Source organism: Pseudomonas fluorescens (genome assembly GCF_001708445.1).
GTDB classification, from domain to species: domain Bacteria; phylum Pseudomonadota; class Gammaproteobacteria; order Pseudomonadales; family Pseudomonadaceae; genus Aquipseudomonas; species Aquipseudomonas gorinensis.
The window spans coordinates 4,308,794-4,332,301 of the sequence record NZ_CP015637.1; the positions used below are offsets into that span (position 1 = coordinate 4,308,794).

Annotated in this window: 22 protein-coding genes; 2 read left to right on the forward strand and 20 right to left on the reverse strand. The window is 63.5% G+C overall.

The window, feature by feature from the left end:
- Positions 1-30: 30 nt before the first annotated feature.
- The 6 genes from A7317_RS18995 to A7317_RS19020 form a co-directional block, all read right to left on the reverse strand.
- Positions 31-849 carry an NAD-dependent epimerase/dehydratase family protein gene (locus A7317_RS18995; RefSeq protein ID WP_069076584.1) on the reverse strand — a complete coding sequence of 273 codons (819 nt, stop codon included), beginning with the start codon at positions 847-849 and terminating at the stop codon, positions 31-33.
- 339 nt (positions 850-1,188) lie between these two features.
- On the reverse strand, positions 1,189-1,686 hold the full coding sequence (locus A7317_RS19000; RefSeq protein ID WP_041160970.1) for an Lrp/AsnC family transcriptional regulator: 498 nt from the start codon (positions 1,684-1,686) through the stop codon (positions 1,189-1,191).
- 5 nt (positions 1,687-1,691) lie between these two features.
- Positions 1,692-2,522 (reverse strand): ABC transporter ATP-binding protein, encoded by an 831-nt coding sequence (locus tag A7317_RS19005; RefSeq protein WP_024076346.1) that lies wholly within the window; start codon positions 2,520-2,522, stop codon positions 1,692-1,694.
- A gap of 3 nt (positions 2,523-2,525) precedes the next feature.
- Positions 2,526-3,239 carry an ABC transporter permease gene (locus A7317_RS19010; protein ID WP_024076345.1) on the reverse strand — a complete coding sequence of 238 codons (714 nt, stop codon included), beginning with the start codon at positions 3,237-3,239 and terminating at the stop codon, positions 2,526-2,528.
- On the reverse strand, positions 3,236-3,937 hold the full coding sequence (locus tag A7317_RS19015) for an ABC transporter permease (RefSeq protein WP_069076585.1): 702 nt from the start codon (positions 3,935-3,937) through the stop codon (positions 3,236-3,238). Before A7317_RS19015 ends, A7317_RS19010 begins: the two co-directional genes overlap by 4 nt.
- Positions 3,938-4,086: 149 nt before the next feature.
- Positions 4,087-4,866 (reverse strand): ABC transporter substrate-binding protein, encoded by a 780-nt coding sequence (locus A7317_RS19020; protein ID WP_069076586.1) that lies wholly within the window; start codon positions 4,864-4,866, stop codon positions 4,087-4,089.
- Positions 4,867-5,273: 407 nt separating this feature from the next.
- On the opposite strand from A7317_RS19020, the gene A7317_RS19025 reads away from it, so the two are divergent.
- Positions 5,274-5,999 carry an SDR family oxidoreductase gene (locus tag A7317_RS19025; RefSeq protein WP_069076587.1) on the forward strand — a complete coding sequence of 242 codons (726 nt, stop codon included), beginning with the start codon at positions 5,274-5,276 and terminating at the stop codon, positions 5,997-5,999.
- Here the strand turns inward: A7317_RS19025 and A7317_RS19030 are convergent.
- The 14 genes from A7317_RS19030 to A7317_RS19095 all read right to left on the reverse strand — a co-directional run bounded on the left by A7317_RS19030 (position 5,996) and on the right by A7317_RS19095 (position 22,630).
- Positions 5,996-7,000, reverse strand: coding sequence for a LacI family DNA-binding transcriptional regulator (locus tag A7317_RS19030; RefSeq protein WP_024076366.1), 1,005 nt, complete (start codon positions 6,998-7,000; stop codon positions 5,996-5,998). The genes A7317_RS19025 and A7317_RS19030 overlap by 4 nt on opposite strands.
- A 58-nt stretch (positions 7,001-7,058) precedes the next feature.
- On the reverse strand, positions 7,059-7,922 hold the full coding sequence (locus A7317_RS19035; protein WP_024076365.1) for a LysR family transcriptional regulator: 864 nt from the start codon (positions 7,920-7,922) through the stop codon (positions 7,059-7,061).
- A gap of 148 nt (positions 7,923-8,070) precedes the next feature.
- The gene (locus A7317_RS19040) at positions 8,071-9,477 is read right to left on the reverse strand and encodes an amidase (RefSeq protein WP_069076588.1); all 1,407 of its coding nucleotides are present in this window, start codon (positions 9,475-9,477) and stop codon (positions 8,071-8,073) included.
- Positions 9,474-10,742, reverse strand: coding sequence for a Zn-dependent hydrolase (locus A7317_RS19045; protein WP_024076363.1), 1,269 nt, complete (start codon positions 10,740-10,742; stop codon positions 9,474-9,476). Before A7317_RS19045 ends, A7317_RS19040 begins: the two co-directional genes overlap by 4 nt.
- 13 nt (positions 10,743-10,755) lie before the next feature.
- Positions 10,756-11,451: an ABC transporter ATP-binding protein gene (locus A7317_RS19050; RefSeq protein WP_069076589.1), complete on the reverse strand. Its 696-nt coding sequence runs from the start codon at positions 11,449-11,451 to the stop codon at positions 10,756-10,758.
- Positions 11,451-12,200, reverse strand: a complete 750-nt coding sequence (locus A7317_RS19055; protein ID WP_024076361.1) for an ABC transporter ATP-binding protein — start codon at positions 12,198-12,200, stop codon at positions 11,451-11,453. Before A7317_RS19055 ends, A7317_RS19050 begins: the two co-directional genes overlap by 1 nt.
- Positions 12,197-13,207, reverse strand: a complete 1,011-nt coding sequence (locus A7317_RS19060) for a branched-chain amino acid ABC transporter permease (protein WP_024076360.1) — start codon at positions 13,205-13,207, stop codon at positions 12,197-12,199. Before A7317_RS19060 ends, A7317_RS19055 begins: the two co-directional genes overlap by 4 nt.
- Before the next feature lies 1 nt (position 13,208).
- The gene (locus A7317_RS19065) at positions 13,209-14,069 is read right to left on the reverse strand and encodes a branched-chain amino acid ABC transporter permease (RefSeq protein ID WP_024076359.1); all 861 of its coding nucleotides are present in this window, start codon (positions 14,067-14,069) and stop codon (positions 13,209-13,211) included.
- 68 nt (positions 14,070-14,137) lie between these two features.
- Positions 14,138-15,340 (reverse strand): ABC transporter substrate-binding protein, encoded by a 1,203-nt coding sequence (locus tag A7317_RS19070; RefSeq protein WP_069076590.1) that lies wholly within the window; start codon positions 15,338-15,340, stop codon positions 14,138-14,140.
- A 133-nt stretch (positions 15,341-15,473) separates the two neighbouring features.
- Positions 15,474-16,241 carry a FadR/GntR family transcriptional regulator gene (locus tag A7317_RS19075; protein WP_024076357.1) on the reverse strand — a complete coding sequence of 256 codons (768 nt, stop codon included), beginning with the start codon at positions 16,239-16,241 and terminating at the stop codon, positions 15,474-15,476.
- Between the two features lie 115 nt (positions 16,242-16,356).
- On the reverse strand, positions 16,357-17,976 hold the full coding sequence (locus A7317_RS19080; protein ID WP_081329230.1) for an alpha/beta fold hydrolase: 1,620 nt from the start codon (positions 17,974-17,976) through the stop codon (positions 16,357-16,359).
- A 101-nt stretch (positions 17,977-18,077) separates the two neighbouring features.
- Positions 18,078-19,493, reverse strand: coding sequence for an efflux transporter outer membrane subunit (locus A7317_RS19085; RefSeq protein WP_024076355.1), 1,416 nt, complete (start codon positions 19,491-19,493; stop codon positions 18,078-18,080).
- The gene (locus A7317_RS19090; RefSeq protein ID WP_024076354.1) at positions 19,486-21,459 is read right to left on the reverse strand and encodes a MacB family efflux pump subunit; all 1,974 of its coding nucleotides are present in this window, start codon (positions 21,457-21,459) and stop codon (positions 19,486-19,488) included. The genes A7317_RS19085 and A7317_RS19090 overlap by 8 nt, the downstream gene beginning before the upstream one ends.
- A gap of 1 nt (position 21,460) precedes the next feature.
- Positions 21,461-22,630 carry an efflux RND transporter periplasmic adaptor subunit gene (locus A7317_RS19095; RefSeq protein WP_069076591.1) on the reverse strand — a complete coding sequence of 390 codons (1,170 nt, stop codon included), beginning with the start codon at positions 22,628-22,630 and terminating at the stop codon, positions 21,461-21,463.
- A 345-nt stretch (positions 22,631-22,975) separates the two neighbouring features.
- On the opposite strand from A7317_RS19095, the gene A7317_RS19100 reads away from it, so the two are divergent.
- A complete protein-coding gene (locus tag A7317_RS19100) occupies positions 22,976-23,458 on the forward strand; it encodes a sigma-70 family RNA polymerase sigma factor (RefSeq protein WP_024076351.1) in 483 nt (160 codons plus the stop codon).
- The last annotated feature ends 50 nt before the right edge of the window (positions 23,459-23,508 follow it).

Sequence of the window (23,508 nt, forward strand, 5' to 3'; positions counted from 1 at the left end):
GGCCACTCATTCCCTTGGGTTGGTCTGGCGTCAGTCACCGAACGGTCCAGCGGCGCAGAATGCCCCGCCTTGATACACCTTGGCCGGGTCATCGGCCGCTACGGGGGGCTGGGTTTCGACCTGGGCGCGGAAGACTTCGGAGCTGTCTTTCGGGGCATAGCCCAGGTGCGCGGCGTAGCGGTTGTCCCACCAGGTGTCGAGGTTAGCCGACATGCCGTAGACCACGGTGTGGCCGACGTTCGGCGTATACAGCGCGCGTTCGAGCAGTTGGGTCAGGTCATCGAAGCTCAGCCAGGTGTGCATCATCCGGCGGTTCTGCGGTTCCGGGAACGAGGAGCCGATACGGATACTGACGGTCTCGATGCCGTAGCGGTCGAAGTAGAAACTGGCCATGTCTTCGCCATAGGACTTGGACAAGCCGTAGTAGCTGTCTGGGCGGCGTGGGGAGTGGGCGTCGAGCTTCTCGCCCTGCTTGTAGAAGCCGATCACATGATTGGAGCTGGCGAAGACCACGCGCTTGACGCCATGGCGGCGCGCGGCTTCGTAGATGTGGAAGATGCCGCTGATATTGGCGCCTAGCACTTCTTCGAAGGAGCGTTCGACCGAGACACCGCCAAAATGCAGGATGGCGTCGACGCCTTCCACCAGGTGGTGCACGGCTTGTTTGTCGGCGAGGTCGCAGGGTTGCACTTCTTCGCTGGCGTCGGCCGCCGGGGCCATGTTGGCAATGTCCGACAGGCGCAGTACTTGGGCGTAAGGGCGCAGGCGTTCGCGCAGGACTTTACCGAGGCCGCCGGCGGCACCGGTGAGCAGCAGGCGGTTGAAGGGAGTGGGGGTAGTCGTGGTCATGGAGATTCCAAATTTTTGTTGTAGGTTGTCGTATGACTATGCCGAAGTATTGTTAGGGATCCCCTGGGTTGTCAACGCGCCATTGGACAAAAGGTGTAACGAGGCTGTGGCGAGCGGGCTTGCCCTAATGTCGTTCAGTTAAGCGTACATCGCCTTCTGTAGGAGCGAGGGGGACGCCTAGTTCTTGCTCGCGAAAAACGTCAACGATAACGCGTGTTTCCTGAATCGTTTTTCGCGAGCAAGAACTAGGCGTCCCCCTCGCTCCTACAGAAGGCGATGTACGCTTAACTGAACGGCATTAGGGCAAGCCTGCTCGCCACATACAACTGGGCTTGATCCTTATGCCAGTTCAGTGGCGGTGTTCTTGACGATTGCGAGTTCGGGATGTGCCACGAGTTTGTCGATGTGCAACTCATCATTGTTCAACCAGGTCTCGGTCAGCACCCGGTAATGCTCCATATCCCGGCAGCGCATGCGCAGGCTGTAGTCGAACGGCCCGCTGATCAGCTGGCATTCGAACACCTGCGGGCAGGCCTTGACGCAGGCTTCGAAAGCCTTTTGCGCCGAGCGCCCGCTCTGGTTGGACAAGGCCACGAGCACCAGCAGAGACAGCCCTGGCGAGACCATCTGCACATCGATGATCGCCCCATACCCGCGGATCACCCCACGTCGCTCCAGCTTGCGCACCCGCTCCAGGCAGGGCCGGGGAGTGAGGTGGACCAGTGACGAGAGCTTTTCGTAGGTGATACGCCCCTGATGCCGCAGCACGTCGATGATTGCCTCATCGATGCGATCCAGCGCAGGGGAAGAATGGGGTCCGTTGGCCTTGGTATCCATGGGTTTCACTTCAAACGATTGGAAAGAAATTGCTGCAAGCGTTCGCTGTTGGGGTGGTCGAGGATCTCGGCGCCGCCTTGTTCTTCGACCCGGCCCTGATGCAAGAACAGCACTTGGCTGGACACCTGGCGGGCAAAGCCCATTTCGTGGGTGACCATCAACATGGTACGACCTTCCTCAGCCAACGTCTGTATGACTTTGAGGACCTCTCCTACAAGTTCAGGGTCGAGGGCCGAGGTCGGTTCATCGAACAGGATGATTTCCGGCTCCATCGCCAGGGCCCGGGCGATGGCCACGCGCTGCTGTTGACCGCCAGACAGGAACGCCGGGTATTGATCCGCCACCCGGCCAGGCAGGCCGACCTTGTCCAGGTACAGGCGCGCGCGTTTTTCCGCCTCGGCGGCGCTCACGCCCAGCACCCGGCGCGGGGCCATGGTGATGTTCTCCAGCACGGTCATGTGGCTCCACAGGTTGAAATGCTGGAACACCATGGCCAGGCGCGTGCGCAGGTTCTGCAATTGCTCCTGGTGCGGTGCGCGGGTACCGGCGCGGCCCTGGCGCATTTCGATGCTGATGCCGTCCAGGGTGATGACCCCGGCGTCCGGTTGTTCGAGGAAATTGATGCAACGCAGCATGGTGCTTTTGCCCGAGCCGCTGGCGCCGATCAGGCTGATCACATCGCCGTTGCGTGCGTTGAGGGACACGCCCTTGAGCACTTCGTGTTCGCCGTAGCGTTTATGGATGCCTTCGACCTGCAGCTTGACGGCAGCCGTGGCCGTTCGTGTAGCGGGGACATCGACAGGATAAGTGGCCAGGGCCTGCGCGGACTGATTCATGGGTTAGCCTCGGGTAGGAACAAGAAAACGCATCCAGCGACGTTCGGCCAGTCGAAACAGGCCCACCAGTGCAAAGGACAGCAGCATGTAGAGCAGGGCAGCGATACCGAAGGCCTGGAACGTCAGGAACGTTTCGGCATTCGCATCGCGGGCCACCTTGAGGATATCGGCGACGGTGGCGGTAAACGCCAGCGATGTGGCGTGCAGCATCAGGATCATTTCATTGCTGTAGGCCGGCAACGCCCGGCGCAACGCGGCCGGTACCACCACAAACAGGTTCAGGCGCCAGCCATGCAGGCCATAGGCGCGTGCCGCTTCGAGTTCGCCGTGGGGAATATTACGGATCGCCCCGGCGAAGATTTCCACGGTGTAGGCGCAGGTGTTGAGCACGAAGGCCAGCAGGGTGCAGTTCAAGGCATTGCGGAAAAACTGGTTGAGCAGGGCGTTGTCCTGCACCACCTCCAGGCTGTACAGCCCGGTGTAGCAAATCAACAGTTGGATATACAGCGGCGTGCCCCGGAACAGGTAGGTGTACACCTCCACTGGCCAGCGCAGCCAGACGTGTTCCGAGACGCGGGCCAGTGCCAGGGGGATCGACAGGACAAAGCCGAACACCACCGAGATAATGAACAGCCACAGGGTCATGGCGACGCCGGACAAACCCGCGCCATCGCTGAACAGGTAGGCCAGGCCGTATTGCTGGAACAGTTCGATCATCGCGCCATCCCCTTGATGCCGAGGTTGTAGCGCCGCTCGAGGCGCTTGAAGATGCGGTTGGAGAGGGTGGTGATCACCAGGTAGACCAGGCCGGCGAGGATCAGGAAGTACAACGGCTCATTGGTGGTCTTGCCGGCGTTTTTCGCGGCCTTGACCAGGTCCGACAGGCCGATGATCGACACCAGCGCCGTGGACTTGAGCAGCACCAGCCAGTTATTGCCCAGGCCCGGCAGGGCGAAGCGCATCAACTGCGGGAACAGCACCAGGCGAAACCGCTGCCAGCGGCTCAGGCCATAGGCGGTCGCGGCTTCCAGTTGGCCGACCGGCACGCTGAGGATCGCGCCACGGAAGTTTTCGGTGAAATACGCGCCATAAGTAAACCCCAGGGTGATCACCCCAGCGGTGAACGGGTCGATTTCGAAGTAGTTCCAGCCGAATACTTCGCTCAGGTCGTTGAGCCACAGTTGCAAGCTGTAGAAGATCAGCAGGATCAGCACCAGGTCCGGCACGCTGCGGATCAGCGTGGTGTAGAGCGTCGCCGGCACGCGCAGCCAGTTGGCGCTGGAGAGCTTGGCACCGGCGGCGACCAGGCCCAGGGTGAGGCTCAGGGCCAGCGCCAGGAGCGCCAGCTTGAGCGTCATCCAGGCACCCTGGGCCAGCATCGGGCCGTAGCCTTGCAAGTTGAGGAGTTCGTTCATGGGGGATCTCTAAAGGAACGACGCCCTTTTGTAGGAGCGAGCTTGCTCGCGAAGAACTCAAGGGCACCGCGTTAAACCGGATTCGCTGCGTTACCGTTTACGACCTTCGCGAGCAAGCTCGCTCCTACAAGGGCTTTGGCCGGTGGGGCTTACTCGTTGTAGATGTCTTGATCACCGAAGTATTTCTTCTGGATCTGCGCGTAGGTGCCGTCTGCCTGTACAGCGGCGATGCCCTTGTTGATCAGCGCACGCAAGTCCTGGTCGTTCTTGCGCAGGCCCATGGCGATGTCCAGGGGCAGGGTCGGGTCCTTGAAGGCCGGGCCGGTCTTGAAGTCGGCGCCTTCAGGCTTGGACAGGAAGTTGAGCTGGGCTTCGAGCTTGTCGGTCAGGGTGGCGTCGAGGCGGCCGTTCTGCAGGTCGGCGTAGTTCTGTTCCTGGGACTGGTATGCCTTGATCTGCGCGCCGAGCTTGGCCAGTTGGGCACGGGCATAGGCTTCTTGCAGCGAGCCTTGCAGCACACCGACTTGCTTGCCTTTCAACGATTCCGGCGTATCGCCGAACTCGGCGCTTTTACGGGTGATGACCGAGGTCGGGCTGAGGAACAGGCGGTCGGTGAAGTCGATGACTTTCTCGCGCGCCGAGGTCACCGCCATGGACGACATGATCGCGTCGAACTTGCGCGCACGCAGGGCCGGGATCATGCCGTCGAATTCGTTGTGCACCCAGGTGCATTTGACTTCGAGCTTGGCGCAGATGGCGTTGCCCAACTCGATATCGAAACCTTGCAGGCTGCCATCGGCGGCCACGGATTCAAACGGGGGATACTCGGGGAATACGCCAAAGCGGATTTCTTTCCAATCCTGGGCGTGGGCGGTGGTGGCGCACAGTGGCAACAGCAACGCAGCGAAGAGTGATCGCAGTGGAGTCATGTGTAAGTCCCTATATTTTGTAATTGATGTCAGGGCAGTCAAAAGGTGAATCGAGTCTTTATTGTTTAGTGCAGCTTTGTGGTCGTTCGGCTTCTTGTGGGGAGCCCACTTGTTGTGGCGAGCGGGCTTGTCCCGCGTTGGGCTGCGTAGCAGCTGTCTCTTACGAGCAAGCTCGCTCCTACAAAAAAGCCTTAACTGAACGGCATTAGGGCAAGCCCGCTCGCCACAACAAGCCCGCTCATTACCACAGGCAAGCCCGCTCGCCACAAAAATAGCCCGCCTGCCACAAAAATGCGGTCATCCAGCTGGAGTTTTAATCCTTAACAATCAATAAGTTATTTTGTTTTTTATATGAGGGGCTTGCCCCCTCCCACAGCGGATCTTCATTGTTTTTGGGAATTTCATTCATGCAAGCCACCTTCGACTTCACCCACCAGCGCATCCTCGTCACCGGCGCCAGCAGCGGTATCGGCCGCGAAATCGCCCTGCAACTCATCAACAGCGGCGCCGAAGTGATTGCCCTTGGCCGCGACGCCCAAGCCCTGTCTCAACTCGGCTGCCAAACCCTGTGCCTGGACATCGCCGACAGCGCCGCCCTGGATACCGCGCTGCAAGACCTGCCGCCCCTGCACGGCCTGGTCAACTGTGCCGGTATTTCACGCCTGGAACCCGCCGCGGCTATCAGCGCCGACGCCTTCGACCAGGTGATGCAGGTCAACGCCCGTGCCGCGGCCCAGGTCGCCAGCCGCGTGGCGGCGAAGATGATCGCGGCGAAGATCGCCGGCAGTATCGTCAATGTGTCCAGCCAGGCGTCGCTGGTGGCGCTGGACGACCACCTCGGCTACTGCGCCTCCAAGGCCGCACTGGATGCGATCACCCGCGTGCAGTGCGCCGAATGGGGCCGCTTCGGTATTCGCGTCAACAGCGTCAACCCCACGGTGACGCTCACGCCAATGGCGACCATGGCCTGGTCCGAGCCGGCCAAGCGCGACCCGGCGCTGGCGGCGATCCCCTTGGGGCGGTTTGCGCAAACCGTGGAAGTGGCGTTGCCGGTGCTGTTCCTGTTGAGCCGCGCGGCCAGCATGATCAGCGGTGTCAGCCTGCCGATCGACGGTGGCTACACCAGCCGCTAGCCGTTCTCCAGCCGGCCGGCGATAACCACCTTGTCCCGTGGCTTGTATGGGTCTTCCAGGCGGTCGAGCAGCAGGCGTACCGCGCTGCTGCCGGCCAGGGAGGCGTCGTGGGCGACGCAGGCGATCGGCACGCCGAAGATATCGGCGAAGGGCAGCCGGTCGATGCCGCAGATGGTCAGGCTGTCATGGGGGATGTTGTGCATGCGCAGCGCGCGCAGGGCACCGAGGGTGATCAATTGGTTGAAGCCCATGATCGCGTCCGGCGCCGAATGTTCGGCAAGGTAGTCAAGGGTGTGCAGGTAGGAGGGCATCAGCGTGTAGTCGCCGGCCTGCACCTCGACCTGCACCTGCGGGTGTTCGGCCAGCACTTCGCGCAGGCCCTTGAGGCGCTCGACGGTGATGCGTGAATGCTCGGGGCCGGTCAGCACCAGCAGGCGCTTGAGGTCAGGGGTCTGGCGCAACAGGTAATGCGCGGCCTGGATGCCGCTGTGGTAGTTGTCGAGCACCACACGGCTGAACGGGCTGTCATGGATCGTGCGATCGAGCAGCACCACCGGGGTCTTGCCGTTGCCCAGGCGCTCCAGGTAGTCGGGTTGGTAGCTCGGCTCATCGGACACCGGCGACAGGATAATCCCCGCCACGCGGTAGCCGAGCAGGGTGTCCACCGCCTTGCTTTCCAGCTCTGCCAGCTCATCGGTGTCCACCAGCATGATCGTATAGCCGTGCTGTTTGGCCTCGCGGGAAATCGCCTTGATCATCTCGCTGTAGAACGGGTTGTCGACCGACGCCGTGATCACGCCGATGATCAGGCTTTCACTGCGCTTGAGCCCGCGGGCGAAGGCGTTGGGCACGTAGTCCAGCTCCCGCGCCACTTCGAGAATGCGCGCCAGGGTCGCGGGCTTGACCTGGTCGGGTTTGTTCAGCGCCCGAGACACCGTGATGGTCGTCATGTTGACCCGTTTGGCGATGTCGCTGATGGTGACGGACTTTTTCTTGTTCATCGGTAAGGCTGCAAAAGGAAACACCCGCAGGCTAGCATGCACGGCGGTGGTTGGTGACTCAAATCAACGGGTCCCAGCGTTGCGACCAGTCGCTTTCGGCCTTGACCACCTCACGCAGCAACCCCAGCGCCTGCTGCAATACGGCCGAATCCCGCGCTCGCGAGTACACCAGGAATGTCGGGAAGCTGAACTCCGGCGCCTTCGGCACGCGTTGCATCACGCCGCTGTCGAGGTAGCTCTGCACCACCCGCGTGCGGAAGTACCCCGCGCCGCCGTGCTCCAGGATGTACTGCAACGCCAGCGGCCCCAAGTTGAAACTCAAGGCGGCGCGGGCCTTGTCGGGCAGGGCGGCGTCATGCTGCTGGCGAAAACCCGGGCCCCAGTCGATATACACATACGGGTCCGGCTGACTCACCCGTTGCACCAGGATCAGTTTTTCCTCCAGCACCTGCTCCACCTGCAACCCCGGCCAGTATTGCGGCTGGAACACCAGCGCGGCGTCGAGTACGCCCAGCTCCAGCTGGCGCAACAGGTACTCGCCTTCGCGGATTTCGGTGCGCAGGGCATACCCGGGGATGTGTTCGCGCAGGGCCTGGGCCCAGCCGAGCATCAATGGGTTGCACAGGCTGACTTCGCCACCGATATGCAACACATTGCGGTAGCCATCCGGCAACGGCAGATCGCGCCGCGCGGCTTCCCAGGTTTGCAGCAACTGGTTGGCATACACCACAAACGCCTCGCCATCGGCGGTCAGGCGCGCGCCGGCGCGGTTGCGTACAAACAGCGTACTGCCCAGCTGGCTTTCCAGGTTTTTCACGCGGGCGGTGATGGCGGTCTGGGTGACGTGCAGTTTCTCGGCGGCGGCGGCGAGGCTGCCGCAGCGGGAGATTTCGAGGAAGGTGCGTGCCAGTTCGATGTCCATGAAGCCCCCAGGGATGAATGGGGGCCTATTGTAGTGGAATGCGATCAAGAACTGTGGGAGGGGGCTTGCTCCCGATTGCAGTGTGTCAGTTGACCGATCGGCTTCTGGCACACCCTCATCGGGAGCAAGCCTCCTCCCACAGTTGGATCTACGCTACTCCGGTGATCGGGGCTGGCAGATGATCGGTAGGGAATGCCTTGGCATATGCCTGGCAAACCCGCAACACCGTCTCATCGGCAAACCGCGCCGCCACCACGTGCAACCCCACCGGCAGGCCATTCGCCGCCAGCCCGCACGGCACCGACGCGGTTGGTTGCTGCGTCAGGTTGAAGGGGTAGGTGAAGGGCGTCCACTGCGTCCATGCCTGCATCCCGGAGCCTGGCGGTACGTCGTGCCCGGCCTCGAACGCGGTGATCGGCATCATCGGCGACACCAGCACATCGTAGTGCTCGTGGAACGCTGCCATCCTTGCCACCAGCGCCGCCCGGGCTTCGAGCGCGGCGTTGAAGTCCTCCAGGCTCAACTGCGCGCCGCGTTGCGCGATACGCAGCAGGCCGGGGTCCAGCAGCTGTTTTTGCGCATCGCTCATCGAGCCGGTCAGGCGGGCGGCGCCAGCCGCCCATAAAGTGCTGAACACCTCCAGCGGGTCACTGAAGCCTGGATCGATCTGCTCGACATGGGCGCCCAATTGCTCCAGGCCTCGAACCGCCTGGGCCACCACGCTGGCCACCTGGGGATCGACGTTCACATAGCCGAACGTGGGGCTGTAGGCCACGCGCAGGCCCTTCAAGTCCATCGCCCCCGCCAACCATGGCGTGGTCCTCGGCGCGCCGATCAGGCCATCCCGCGCATCCGGCTGCGCCACGGTTTGCAGCATCAGTACGCTGTCTTCCACGGTGCGGGTCATCGGCCCCAGGTGGGACAAGATCGTCATGGAACTGGCCGGCCACTGCGGCACGTAGCCGAAGGTCGGCTTGATCCCGAACGTCCCGGTAAATGCACAGGGAATGCGGATCGAACCGCCCGCATCGCTGCCCTGGTGCAGCACGCCCAGGTTCAACGCCGCCGCCGCGCCCGCGCCGCCGGAAGACCCGCCCGCCGTGGTGCGCGTGTCCCACGGGTTGCGTGTGATGCCGTACAGCGGGTTGTCGGTGACGCCTTTCCAGCCGAATTCCGGGGTGGTGGTCTTGCCCAGCAGCACCGCGCCGGCCTTGCGCATAAAGGCCGGGAAGGGCGCGTCGACGTCCCACGGTCCCTCGGCGCTAGACGTACGCGAGCCCTTGCGGGTGGGCATGCCGATCGTCAGCGTGAGGTCCTTGATCGACGCCGGTACGCCGTCCAGCGCGCCGCAGGGTTCGCCCTTGAACCAACGTTCTTCCGAAGCCCGCGCTGCATGCAGCGCGCCCTCGGGGTCGACATGGCAGTAGGCGTTCACCACCGGGTTGTAGCGCTCGATGCGCAGCAGCGCGTCTTCGGTCACTTCAACCGGTGACAGGCTCTTATCGCGAAAATGCGCCAGCAGTTGCACCGCCGTCAGTTGGCCCATCTCACTCATGGCTGATCCCCTTGTGCCGCATTGACCATGGCGCGTAGCAACACCGCGCAGCCCGCTGCCAGGTCATCCGGCGCGGCGTTTTCGATTTCGTTGTGGCTGATGCCGCCTTCGCACGGCACGAAAATCATCCCGGCCGGGCCGAGTTCGGCGACAAAGATCGCGTCATGCCCGGCACCGCTGACGATGTCCATATGGCTCAGGCCCAAGGCGCTGGCGGCGTCGCGCACGGCGTTGACGCAGGCCGGGTGGAAGTCCAGGGGTGGGAAGTCGGCGGTGGGGGTCAACTCGTAGCTCAGGCCGTGTGTGGCGGCGGTGGTTTCGATCACGCCACGCACTTCATCGACCATGGCTTGCAGCTTGTCGGCATGCAGGTGGCGCAGGTCGATGGTCATCTGCACCTGGCCGGGAATCACATTACGCGAACCGGGGTGCAGGCTCAGGCAACCGACCGTGCCGCAGGCGTGGGGTTGTTGTTGATGGGCGATGCGGTTGACTGCGCTGACGACCTCGGCGGCGCCCACCAGGGCGTCCTTGCGCAGGTGCATGGGCGTCGGGCCCGCGTGGGCTTCGACGCCGGTGAGGGTCAGGTCGAACCACTTCTGGCCCAGGCAACCCATCACCACGCCAAGGGTAATGGCCTGGTCTTCCAGCACCGGGCCCTGTTCGATATGCGCTTCGAAATACGCACCGACCGGGTGACCCGACACCGCGCGGGCACCGGCATAGCCGATGCGCTGCAACTCGGCGCCCACCGACAGGCCTTGCTCGTCCTGCTTGTCGAGGGTGTCCTGCAAGTCGAACTTACCGGCAAATACCCCGGAGCCCATCATGCACGGCGGAAAGCGCGAGCCTTCTTCGTTGGTCCACACCACCACTTCAATCGGCGCTTGGGTCTCGATCTTCAGGTCATTCAGGGTGCGGATCACTTCAAGGCCCGCCATCACCCCGTAGCAACCATCAAACTTGCCACCGGTGGGCTGGGTGTCGATATGGCTGCCGGTCATCACTGGCGGCAGGGCGGGATTGCGGCCAGGGCGACGCGCGAAAATATTGCCGATGGCGTCGACACTGACGCTGCACCCGGCCGCCTCGCACCATTGCACGAACAGGTCACGGGCCTGGCGATCCAGGTCGGTGAGGGCCAGGCGGCAGACGCCGCCCTTGACGGTGGCGCCGAGCTGGGCCAGGTCCATCAGCGATTGCCACAGGCGGTCGCGGTTGATCAGCGGGGCATTGCTCTGGAGCGGTTGGGCAAAGCTATTCATCTTCGTACTCCGGTCAGGCGCTCAGGGCCAGGTAGCGATTCTTGATTGTCGGGTCGGCGCGGAAGTCTGCAGCGCTGCCTTCGTACACCACGCGGCCTTGTTCGAGCACGTAATGGCGGTCGGCGAGCTTGTCGCAGACCATCAGGTTCTGTTCCACCAGCAGCACCGGCAGGCCGTCGTCCTTGACCTTGCGCAGGATCTTCACCAGCTCGTCGACGATCACCGGGGCCAGGCCTTCGGTGGGCTCGTCGAGGATCAGCAGCTTGGGGTCGTTAAGCAGGGCGCGGGCGATGGCGAGCATTTGTTGCTCGCCGCCGGACAAGGCGTGGCCGGCGTTTTTGCGCCGTTCCTTGAGGCGCGGGAACATGCCGTACACATCTTCCAGCTGCCAGCGGCTGGTCTTGCGCGCGGCGATGCGCAGGTTTTCCTCAACGCTGAGCAGGCGAAAGATCCCGCGGTCTTCCGGCACCAGCGCCAAGCCCTGGCGCGCGATTTCAAAGATCTTCTGCCCCACCAGCGCCTGGCCATTGAAGTGGATCTGGCCCTGTCGCGGGCAAATGATGCCGAGGATGCTGCGCAAGGTGGTGGTCTTGCCGGCGCCGTTGCGGCCCAGCAGGGTCACCAGTTCGCCGGGGTTGACCCTCAGCGACACGCCTTCGAGCACGTGGCTTTTGTCGTAGTAGGAATGGATATTCTCGACGATCAGCATCAGGCAGCCTCCCCAAGGTAAGCGGTGCGTACACGTTCATCGGCGCGCACGAACTCCGGCGTGCCTTCCACCAGGATCTGGCCGTGGCTCATCACGGTGATGCGTTGGCTGATGGACATGACGATGCTCATGTTGTGTTCGATCAACAGCACCGTATGGTCGCGGCCCAGGTCGCTGATCAGTTGGGTCATGATCGGGATATCGTCGATGCCCATGCCCGAAGTGGGTTCGTCGAGCATCAACAGTTTGGGTTTGGAGCAGATCGACATGCCCACTTCCAGCACCCGTTGCTGGCCGTGGGACAACTCGCCGGCCAAGGTCTCGGCGCGCGCGGTGAGTTGCAGGCGTTCGAGCACCTGGTCGGCCATCTCCCGGTGTTCGCGCTGGTTGTCGACGTGGCGCCAGAAGTTCAAGGCGCGCGCACCGTCGCGGCCTTGGGCGGCCAGGCGCAGGTTTTCGCGCACGCTGAGGTTCTGGAACAGGCTGGTGAGCTGGAACGAGCGCGCCATGCCCAGGCCGACACGGGCGTGGGCCGGTTTGCGCATCAGGGGGTGGCCGTCGAAGTGGATGGCCCCGGCGGTGGCCTGGCGTTCGCCGGTCAGGCAGTGGAACAGGCTGGTCTTGCCCGCGCCATTGGGGCCGATGATGGTATGGATGGTGCCGGCTTCGACCTTGAGGTTGACGCCGTTGACCGCATGGAACGCGCCGTAGGCCAGCTCCAGGTCCTTGGTTTCCAACAGGATGCTCATAGCCCTTGCTCCTTGGCGACGATGGCCGCTTTGCGACGGCCGCGCACTTTCTCGAACAGCGACGCCAGGCCGCCCCACAACCCCCCGCGCATGAAGATCACCACCAGGATCAGGATCACCCCCAGCAGCATCAGCCAGCGCGGCCACAGGTCGGAAAGGAAGTCCCCCAGCAGCACGATGGAGCCGGCACCCAGCAATGAACCGAACAGCGAGCCGGTACCGCCGACGATGGTCATGATCAGGATGTTCTCGGACATCGCCAGGTCGATGTTCGACAGCGGCACAAAGTGCAGCAACATGGCGTACAGCGCCCCGGCAATCCCGGTGACCGCGCCGGACAGCACGAACACCAGGATCTTGAAGTGGCGGGTGTCGTAGCCGATGGCCGAGGCACGGGTTTCGTTTTCGCGGATCGCCATCAGCGTGCTGCCGAACGGTGAGGCGATCACTCGGCGCGCGCCGATAAAGATCAGCAGGAACAGCACCGCGACGAAGGCGTAGAACGCTCGCGCGTCAGCCAATGACAGCAGCACGGTGTCACCGATACGGATCTCCGGGCGCGGCACGCTGAGCAGGCCGTTGTCGCCGCCGGTCCAGTCGCTCAAGGTGTAGGCAACGAAGTAGGCCATCTGGCTGAAGGCCAACGTCAGCATCACGAAGTAGATCCCGGTGCGCCGGATCGCCAGGGCGCCCACCAGCAACGCGAGGAAACCACCGGCGATGGCAGCCCCCAGCAGGGCGACGAACAGGCCCAGGTGCAAGTGGATCATCAGCAGCGCCGCGCAATAGGCGCCGGCCCCGAAGAAGATGCCTTGGCCAAACGACAACAGGCCGGTGTAGCCGAGCAACAGGTTGCAGGCCAGGGCTGCCATGGCAAAGATCAGGATCTCGGTGGCCAGGGTCGCCGAAGGTAGGATCAGCGGCAGGCCGATCAACACCGCCAGCACCCACAGCAGCATGGCGCGTGACTGGGTCTTGGCAAACGGCAGGGGGTTTTTCTCGCTCATGTCAGGCTCTCCCGAACAGGCCGTAGGGGCGCACCAGAATCACCGCGGCCATGGCGCCGTAGATCATCAGGCTCGCACCCTGGGGCCAGAGTGTGGTCATCAGGCTTTGCACCACGCCCACCAGCAAACCGCCCACCAGCGCACCGCTGAAGGAACCCATGCCGCCGATGACCACCACCACAAAGGCGATCCCGAGAATTTCCGGCCCGACAAAGGGTTGGGCACCGCGCAACGGTGCGAACAGGACGCCCGCCATGCCCGCCAGGCCTACGCCGAGGGCAAAGGTCATGGAGAACAGCCGGAAGATATTGGTGCCCAGCAGCGACACGGTTTCGGTGCTCTCGCTGCCGGCGCGCACCAGGGCGCCAAAGCGCGTGCGTTCCAGCAGCAGCCACAGGCCCAGGCCGACCAGCCCGGAAAACAGGATGAGGAACAGGCGGTAGTAGGGGTAGACGAAATCACCCACCACCAGCACCCCGCGCAGCAGTTCCGGCACGGCCACGCTCTTGCCCACCGGGCCCCAGATCATCACGCTGGCCTCCTGGATGATCAGCGCAATCCCTAGGGTCACCAGGATCTGGAACATGTGCGGCAGGTGATAAATCCGCTGGATCAATAATCGCTCGATCACCCACGCCAGCGCGGCCACCACCAGCGGCGCGAGCAGCAGCGCCAGCCAGAAGTTGCCGGTGAGGCTCACGGCGGTGTAGCAGATGTACGCGCCCAGCAGGAAGAACGCGCCGTGGGCGAAGTTGACGAAGTTGAGCAAGCCGAAAATGATCGTCAGCCCGACCGCGATCAGGAAGTAGATCATCCCCAGGCCAAGGCCATTGAGTATCTGGAACAGGTAAAGATTAAGCATGCACAAACCCTCGAACAGGTGGCCGCGCGAGCGGCCCTGCCGTGTACAACCGGTGATGTTTTAGCGGATCAGGCGAGCGTGCAGCCCGTGGCGTCCACCGGCGGGAACGACTGGCCGGCGCTGAGTACCTTGGCCAGGTCATCCTTGTCGGCCATCTCGCCAGCGGCCTTGCCAACCAGCAGGTAGTAATCCTTGATCACCTGGTGGTCGCCGGCGCGGATCGACTCCTTGCCGGTCGGGCCTTCGAAGCTCAGGCCCTGCATGGCCTTGGCCACGGTCGGCCCGTCGAAGCTGCCGGTGGAAACAATGGTGTCGAGCATGACCTTGGTGCTGATGTAGTCGGCGGCCAGCGGGTAGGTGGGGTTGATGCCGTACTTGGCCTGGGTCAGCTTGACCAGTTCGCGGTTGAGCGGGGTATCGACCTGGTGCCAGTACTGCGCGCCGAGGTACACGCCTTCCAGCACGTCGCTGCCCAGCTCCTGGAACTGGTCGAGGCCGGCGGACCACACCAGCAGGATTTTCATGCGTTCCTTGATGCCGAAGTTCACCGCCTGGCGCAGGGTGTTGGACGACTGGCTGCCGAAGTTGAGCAGCACCAGCACGTCGGGCTTGGTCGAGATGGCGTTGGTCAGGTAGCCGGAGAATTCCTGCTCCTGCAACGAGTGATAGCTGTTGCCGACATGTTCCAGGCCGTGCTCCTTGAGCACGTTTTTGGCGCCTTCGAGCAACGCTTCACCGAACACGTACTGTGGGGTGATGGTGTACCAGCGCTTGGCGTCCGGCAGCAACTTGATCAACGGCACCAGGGTTTCGCGGATCGCGCCGTAGGTGGGCGCCGACCAGCGGAACGTGGCGGCGTTGCAGTCCTTGCCGGTGACCTCATCGGCGCCCACCGGTGTCATGAACACGCCGCCGGCCTTGTCGACTTCCTTGGCCACCGCCAGGGCCGACGATGACAGCGTACAGCCCTGGAAGAACCGCGCGCCGTCCTGCTGGATGGCTTCCTGGACCTTGCGCACGGCCTTGCCGGCGTTGCCTTCGGTATCGATGACTTTGTAGTTCAGCGGGCGGCCGAGGATTTCGCGATGTTGTTCCACCGCCAGGCGCGAACCCATGTCGGCAAATTTGCCATAGCTGGCAAAGGCGCCAGACATGGACTTGAGGCCGTAAAAGGTAAAGGGCTCGGCGGCAAATGCCGAACGCACACTCAGCGGGAGGCTGAGGGCGGCGGCTGCGGTGAGGCTGGCTTTCAATAACGTACGACGCTGCATGGGGTGACTCCCTGGTTTAGTTATTGGCAGGAGTAGCAATGGCGATACGGTGGAGCAGGGCCTGTGGGCAGGCCTGTTATTGGGGCGACGCGGTAGCTGGGTTGGAACAGGGTCAAACGCTGGGAGGAGGGTCTTAAGAGTGATCGAACTCCAGTAGAAAATGCGGGCTGACCTGGCCTTCGAGGGCGGTCATATGGTGTTCGGCGTCGCACATGTGTTCATGCATCAGGCTGCGTACCGCGCCTTCGTCGCCGGCACGAAAGGCGCTCAGCAGCTGCTTGTGATAGTCGAGGTTGGCCGCGTCGAACTGTTTGCGCTTGGGCTTGTAGGCTTTTTTCAGCACCACCAGGTCGCGCAGCAGGTCGTTGAGAAACTGCGCCATGAAGCTCAGCAACGGGTTAGGGCAGGCCTTGGCCAGCAGGTTATGGAACTCCAGTTCCGCCAGGCGCTGTTCGCGCTGGCCGGCTTCGCTGTCTTCCGGAGCGCTGCAAAAATCCACGTTGTCCTGCAGGGCCTGGTAATCGGCTTCACTCAGGCGCCCGAGTACCGACACTGCCAGTTCCACCTCGATCACCTTGCGCAGTTGATACACCTGCTCGCCGTCCAGGTGCTGGAAGTGCAGGTAATTGCGCAAGGCGCGGCTGGCCGGTTCAGTGCCGGCCTGGTTCAGATACGCCCCGCCACTGGGGCCGGTGCGCGTACTCACCAGGCCCTCGACCTCCAGCGCCTTGAGCGCCTCACGGGCCGAGCCCTTGGAGCATTGGAAGCTTTCCATCAGCTCGCGCTCGGTGGGCAGGCGGTCGCCGGGCTTCAGCGCATCGGTGACGATGGAGCGCTTGACCGACTCGACAATCACATCGGACAGCTTCTGGCGTTTGCGGCGTAGCGGGCGAGTCAGCATGGGTTCGATTTATCGTATTAATGCGGATAAATAGCACTTAATAACGATTGGGCCGGGGCGTCAACGCGAGGTGTCGTTTCTGGTGCGAAGGGGTCGCAAACGGGTGCGGGGAAGCTCACTGCAAGGTGGCATCGGTGCACACCGTCGAACGGGGTGGCTTGGTGCCGTGCATCAGGTAGTCCCCGACCCAGCGGTTCACGCAGGCACTCACGCCGCTGAACGAAACCCCGTGGACATAGGCGTCCTTGAGCTGCACGCGACTGGCCGGGAAGGTGCGTTCAAAGGCCCAGGCGGCACCAGTGGACGGGGCATGGTCGTCGAATTCGGCTTGCACCATCAGCAGGCTGTCGAGCTGTGCCAGTGCCTTGTGCGGCAGCGGGGCGGCGGTTTTGCGTGGCCAGGTCGTGCATTGGCGAGCTTCGAGGGCACTGCCGGCGACGGGGTGCTTGGCGAGGGATTCGGACTCTTTCTGCTGCCACTGTTCTTCGCTGGAGTAGACCGAGTCATTGCACAGGATGGCGGTTTTTACCGAGTCGGCAGCCGACATGCGCAGCGGCCCCGGCTTCGGCACATTGGCCTGCAGCGGTTCGCGCACGCGCTGCAGCAGCAGGCTGAACATTGCCTTGGCCCGCTGTTCGATCTCGGCGTCGGGGCTGAATAGATACGCGCGTGCCCGAGCCTCCAGCGTCAGGTCATCGCTGTCGGGGGCTTCCCGCAGCCAGCGGCTGAGCACGTGGGCCCCCATCAAACCGGCGGGGTCGCTGTAGTAGCGGTTGTTGGAGCGCAGGGCCGTGCGCACACTGGGCAGCAGTTCCATGAAGACCCTGCGCACCGCCACCGGTGAATCGCCCAATTGGTAGAGCCCTGGGTAAAGGGCGGCGGGGGTGGCGACGAAGCGATCGAAGATTTTTTCCTTTTCGCTGGCCACGATAAAACTGGCGTGCTCGAAGGTGGACGTCCAGTTCAGGTTCGAGTCGAGCACCATGCGCCCGACATGGGCCGGGAACAGGCCGCCGTACCAGGCGCCGAGCCAGGTGCCGTAGGCGTTACCCAGGTAGTTGAAGCGCAGTTCGCCCAGTTGCTTGCGTACAAACTCCAGGTCGCGGGCCGTCTGCTCGGTGGTGATGTAGGGCGTCAGCGGATGGCTGGCGCAGGCTTGGGCGATCAACCGCGCGTTGTGGCGCACAGCGGCCAGGTTGGCCTCGCTGCGGTCTTCGCTGATGTCCCCTTGCGGCACGATCTTGCGCTCGGACTGACACTCCAGGCGCGACCCTGGCAGGCTGCCCAGGCCCCGAGGGGTGACTTCGACCACATCATAGGTGTCGGCCAGCTCGCGGTAGGTATCGCCCCAGTCGGGTTGCCGGGCGTAATGCTTCCACACCGTCGCCAGGTGCACGGCGAAGGCGCCGCCCGCATCGAGCCCCGGCCCGCCAGGGTTGGCAAACAGCGCGCCCTGGCGAGACAGCGGTTGCTTGGCGCCGACGCGCGTGATGTCAAAACTGATGCTGCCGCGCTCAGGGGCGGCGTGGTCGAGGGGCGCGGTGACGATGCCGCATTGGGTGCGTTCGATGACCTCCGGGTCCAGGCGCTCAAGCGCGGGCTGCGGGCAGTCGAGAAACCATTCGATACCGAAGGCGGAGGGCTGCGCCTGGGTGTGGCCGACGGAGGGTATGAGGGTGGCCATCAGGACCAGGCAACGGAAGGTGATGGCGCTGGCAGTGGTCAGGGATTTCATCTGCGGTCCTGGTCAGTCGGGAGAGTGACTTTTTTACCAAGGACCGCACGCTTAAAAATGTAGGAGGAAAAAACAGCGCGTGTATGAAATGCGAATTTTGTTTATCGGATGTCGGAGTGCCAGCCGCCCCCCAACGCTTTGTACAGCGCAATACTGGCCTGCAGGCGTGACAGCCGCAGTTGTACGTCCAGGTCCTGGGCCGTGTACAGGGTGCGCTGGGTTTCCAGCACCGTGAGCAGGTCTTCGGCGCCCGCCTGGTAACGGCTTTCGGCGATCTGGAAGGCGGTCTGCGCCTGTTGCAGCTCTTCGCGTTGCCATTGGCGTTGCTGGTCCAGGCGCGTGATGCTGCTGAGGGTTTTTTCCACATCGGCAAAGCCGTTGATGATTGCGCCGCGATAGGTTTGCAGCAGTTCATCCTGGCGCGCGCGGGCCTTGTCGCGTTCAGCCCTTAAACGGCCGTGGTTGAAAATCGGCCCGACCAGCCCGGCGGTCAGCGTGTAGTACGGGCTGCGCAGCATATCCGCGGCCTTGTAGGCGTCTGAGCCGAGCGTAGCGCCAAGGGTCACCTTGGGCAGCAAGGCCGCGCGGGCGATGGCCACATTGGCTTGCGCGGCGGCCAATTCGGCCTCGGCCTTGGCCAGGTCGGGGCGACGGCTCAGCAATTGGCTGGGCACACCCGCACCGATACTCGGCCAGGTCAGCGTCGCGAAAGACTCTGTGCCCAGGTCCAGGGCTTGCACGGGTTGGCCAAGCAGGGTCGCGAGGGTGATGCGCGACTCTTCGGCGACTTGCTGGATCAGCGGCAGTTGCCGTTGCTGGCTGGCGACCAGGCTTTTCTGTTGCGCCAGCTCCAGGGCGGTGGCAGAGCCGGCGTCGTAGCGAGTCTGCACCAGGGCCAGCACGTTGCGCGCATTGGCCAGGTTCAGCTCGGCGATCTGCTCGCGTTGGCGGGCGGCGAGGGTCTGGGCATAACGGTCGGCGACGTTGCCGAGCAGGGTCAATTCCACTGTGGCCTGGTCCGACTCGCTCGCGCGCAGGCTGTACAGCGCGCTGTCCCGGGCGGCGGCGCGGCCTCCCCAGAAGTCCACTTCATAACTGGCGGTGAAATTGGCGCCGAAGTTCTCCACGGTATCGTCGCTTTGCGAGGCATCCAGGTCCGGCCCACCCTGGCCGCGCAACAATTTCTGGCGGCTGGTGGTGAGGTTCAGATTCACCTCGGGCAGCAGCGGCGCACCGGCAATCACCGCCGTCGCCTGGGCCTGGCGCACCCGTGCCATGGCGGCGGCGACGTCGAAACTGTCACGCCGGGCCTGGTCGATCAGGCGGTTGAGTTGCGGGCTGCCAAACTGGGTCCACCAGCGTTGGTCGATGGCCTGGGCGGCGTTTCGCTCGGCGTATTGCCAGGCAGCCGGTGCTGCGATACCGCTGTCCACGGCGGGGGCAGGGCCGGTGCAGGCGTTGAGCAACAGGCACAGGCTGATGACTGACACGTGCGGCAGGGGGGAGGGTTTATTCACTGGTCAATGCCTTAACCGGATCGAGCCGGGCAGCTTTACGGGCCGGCATAAAGCCGAAGACGACGCCGGTGACCAGCGCACAGCCAAATGCGCCGAGCACCGCCACCAGGGAAAACTGCACCGCGACCTGGGCCAGCAGCAACAGGCCGCCCACCAGCAGTGCCAGGGCGATACCACATAAGCCGCCGACCACCGAGAGCATCACCGCTTCGGTGAGGAACTGACGCAGGATGTCGCGCTGGCGTGCGCCGGTGGCCATGCGGATGCCGATTTCGCGGGTGCGCTCGCGCACCGTCATCAACATGATGTTCATCACGCCGATGCCGCCCACCAACAGGGAAATCGCCGCAATCGAACCGAGCATCAGCGACAGGGTGTTCTGGGTGTGGGCTTCGGCCTGGATCATCGCGGCGTTGTTGGTCAGTTCATAGTCGCGCTTGCCGTTGTGCAGTTTCTGCATCAATTGGTCGATGGCCACTTCGGCGTCATGCACCTTGCGCGCATCGGCGGCGGCAATCACCACGTATTCGGGGTTGTAGCTGCCGAACAGGCGCACGCTGGCGGCGCTATAGGGAATCGCGATGCGGTCGTCACTGTCCTTGTTTCCGGAGGTGGCGCCTTTTTCCGCCAGCACGCCGACCACCTGGAATGGCACGTTTTCGATCAGGATGTACTGCCCGATCGGATTGACCTGGCCCTTGAACAGCTTTTCGCGGATGCGATGGCCGATCACCGCCACGGTGGCGGCGGCCTGTTCGTCGGCGGCGGTGAAGTAGCTGCCCTCGACCACGGGCCAGTTGAAGATCTCCGGGAAATTGGTGTCGTTGCCGCCCACATAAGCCATGTAGTCGACGTTGCCGTAACGCACCCCAGCCTCGGTGCCGTTGACCGGCATGATGCGCTTGACCTGGGGCAGGCTGGCCAGGGCCGCGACGTCGTTGAGGGTCACGATCCCCAGCGGTGTGCGTGGGTTGGGTGACGAGCCGCTCAGATACAGAATGTTGGAACCGAACGCGCCCATCTGCGCCATGACCTGGCGCTTGCTGCCTTCGCCGACCGCCAGCATCACCACCACCGAGGCCACGCCGATGATGATGCCGAGCAACGTCAGCGCGGTGCGGAAGCGGTTGATCCACATCACCCGCCATGCGGCTTGCACCGCGTCCAACAGTTCGGCCTTCCACGCGCCGTTGTGTTCGGCACCGTCGATCAAGCGTTGGCGCAGGTCCACGGCTTGCAATGCGTCGCGGCTGGCGGTGGCCGCGACGTAATGTTCATCGGCGGCAGAGTCGCTGATGATCAGGCCGTCGCGAATCTCGATGATGCGGTTGGCGCGCGCGGCCACTTCGCGATCGTGGGTGATCAGGATCACCACGTGGCCCTGGCTCGCCAGTTCGTCGAGCAAGGCCATGACCTCGGCGCCGCTGTGGCTGTCGAGGGCGCCGGTGGGTTCGTCGGCGAGGATGATATGCCCGCCGTTCATCAGTGCGCGGGCAATCGAGACGCGCTGTTGCTGGCCGCCGGACAGCTGGTGCGGACGGTTGCCGGTGCGCTCGGCCAGGCCCAGGCGCGTGAGCAGGGCGTTGGCGCGGGCGTGGCGTTCGGCGGCGCTGAGGCCGGCATAGATCGCCGGCATCTCGACGTTTTCCTGGGCCGTGCCCGACGGGATCAGGTGGTAGCCCTGGAACACAAAGCCGAACGCCTCGCGACGCAGCCAGGCCAGTTCGTCGCTGCCCAGGTGCGCGACGTTTTCCCCGGCGAACAGGTAGTCGCCTGTGCTGGGGCGGTCGAGGCAGCCGAGGATATTCATCAGCGTGGACTTGCCGGAACCGGAGGCGCCGACGATGGCGACGAACTCCCCGGCATGGATCGACAGGTCGATCCCGCGCAGCACGTCGACCTGCGGGCTATCGCCGCCGCCGTAGGATTTGCGGATGTGCTTGAGTTCGATCAGGGGCGTGGTCACGTCAACCCCCACTGCCGTCGAGCGGGCCGATCAGCAGGTGATCGCCTTCGTTGAGGCCGTCGAGCACCTCGACCCGCAAGCGATCGCTGAGGCCCAGGCGCACTTCGCGCTCCTCGATACGCCCCTTTTTCGTGACCACGCGCGCGATCTGCCTGTCGGCGCGCGACGTTCCCTGCAATGCCGCGACGGGCACGGTCAGCGCATCCCGTGCCTGGCCGGCGACAAAGAACACCTGGGTGGTCATTTCAGCCATCAGCGCGTTGTCGGGGTTATCCACATCCAGCAGCACCGTGTACAGCACAACGCGGCCGGTCCCGTTTTTGCTGGAGCTGGTCGGGCTGCCACTGCCATGGGTCTCATTCAGCGGTTTGGGTGGAATCGGCAGGATTTGCCGCACGGTGCTGGTCCAGCGGCGGTTGCCGCCGCTCAGGGTGGTGAAATAGGCCGTCATGCCGGGTTTGACATGGCCGATATCGGCTTCCGAGACTTCAGCCCACACCGTCATCGGCGACAACTTGGCGATGCGCAGGATCAACGGCGTCTGCTGCTGCGCGTTGAGGGTCTGGCCGACGCGCGCATCCACGGCGACCACGGTGCCGGTCATCGGCGCATAGATGCGCGTATAACCCAACTCGGCTTCGTCACTGCGCAGGCTGGCCTGGGCCTGGAGAATCTGCGCCTGGAACATCGCGACCCGGGCCTGGGTGGCGCTCAGTTCGGCCTTGGCGGTTTGCACGTCTTCTTCGCGGGTGGCATTGCCGGCGGCCAGGCGCTGCTGGCGCTGGTACTTCTGCTGCGCCAGTGCGTGCTGGGCCTTCTGCTCCTGCAATTGGGCCTTGAGGTTTTCGATGGCGTAGCGGCTGGCGTCGAGCTTGGCCTTTTGCGTCGAAGGGTCGATCTCCACCAGCAACTGGCCTTCCTGGACCTGGTCGCCGGCCTCGACATGGATCTTGCGGATCTGCCCGGACGCCTGGGCGCCCACATCCACGTAGCGCCGCGGTTGCAGGGTGCCCAGGGCGGTGACGCTGTTTTCGATATTGCCGCGCGTGACGGTGACGGTCGTCAGATTGTCGGCGCCCTGGGGCAGCACCTGCCAGGCGGCCACGGCGATGATGGGAAGCAGGCACGCGGCAGCGAGCAGGGCGCGTCGGGCGGGGCGAGGGCGTTTCATGCTTTGGTTCCAGCCAGGGAAGTTCGGGCCGCGATTGCGGGGAGCTGACAGTTAAACGAGGGAATTGCCCGAAGATTTAGGCGGTTACACACGCAAATAGCGCTGTGGCGAGTAAAAAAATCGCCGATGGGTGCAAGACTTCTTTAAAAGTAGATGAGAATTACTATAAATTGCACGCAGCCAAACTGCCATTACTGAATGGCCTGTATTTGTGTAGGAGCGAGCGTGCTCGCGAAGAGCTCAAGGACGCCGCGTTCACTCTGGTTTCCCGCGTTATCGTTGACGTACTTCGCGAGCGCGCTCGCTCCTACAGCACCTAATGCCGCCGCCCGTAGGCCGGGAGTCATGTTGGAAAACTACTATCGTGAGCTGGTGTGTTTCCTCAACGCCAAGCTGGGCAACCGCCAGGTGGCCGAAGATGTGGTGCATGACGCTTATGTGCGGGTGTTGGAGCGCACCAGCGAGACGCCCATCGACCAGCCTCGAGCCTTCCTGTACCGCACGGCGTTGAACCTGGTCATCGACGGGCACCGGCGCAATGCGCTGCGCCAGGTCGAGCCGCTGGACGTGCTGGACCATGAAGAACGGTTTTCCAGCTACGCGCCCCACACCAGCCATGATCAGGCCCAGCGCCTGGAGTTGCTCGAACGGGCGCTGGCCGAATTACCCGCGCCGTGCCGCCACAGCTTCCTGCTGCGCAAACTCGAGGGTTTGTCCCATTCGCAAATCGCCGAACGCCTGGGTATTTCACGCAGCCTGGTGGAAAAACACATCGTCAATGCCATGAAGCACTGCCGGGTCCGGATGCGCGAGTGGGACGCGCACTGATCGGCGATCGGTTAAATTTTATTTCATTGTCCTCGTTTCCTATCAACACA